The organism is Mesorhizobium sp. M7D.F.Ca.US.004.01.2.1, assembly GCF_003997785.1.
GTDB classification, from domain to species: Bacteria; Pseudomonadota; Alphaproteobacteria; order Rhizobiales; family Rhizobiaceae; genus Mesorhizobium; species Mesorhizobium loti.
On the sequence record NZ_RZRQ01000745.1, the window covers coordinates 1 to 574 of the forward strand.

The window sequence follows — 574 nt, forward strand, 5'->3', positions numbered from 1 at the left end:
GGCGGAGGCCGTGATCCACACGGCATTCGACCACGACTTTTCGCGGTTTGTCGAGAATTGCGAAAAGGACAAGCGCGTCATCGCGGCACTCGGCGCCGCACTGGCCGGCTCCGACCGGCCGCTGGTGATCACCTCCGGCGTCGGCATGGGCAGCCCCGGACATGGCCAGTTGGCGATAGAGGATGTCTTCAACGCCAGCCATCCCAATCCGCGCATCGCCTCCGAGATGGCCGGCAATGCCTTGCTGGACGCAGGCGTCAACGTGTCGGTGGTGCGGCTGCCGCAGGTCCACAACCCGGTCAAGCAGGGCCTCATCTCGCCGCTTATCGGGATCGCGCGTGAAAAAGGCGTCTCGGCCTATGTCGGCGAGGGCCGCAATCGCTTTTCGGCGGGGCATCTCTCGGACGCGGCGCGCCTTTACCGGCTCGCCGTGGAAAAGCGGCAGCCGGGCGCGCGCTATCACGCGGTCGGCGAGGAAGGTGTCGAGATGCGTGCAATCGCCGAGGCGCTTGGCCGGGGCCTGAAATTGCCGGTCGTTTCCATCGCGCCGGAAAAGGCGGCGGAGCATTTCGGC

The 574-nt window shown here is 66.6% G+C and carries 1 pseudogene; it reads left to right on the forward strand.

What is annotated here, in order from left to right:
• Nucleotides 1-574: pseudogene (locus EN993_RS36590) on the forward strand (NAD-dependent dehydratase); the annotation flags it as partial.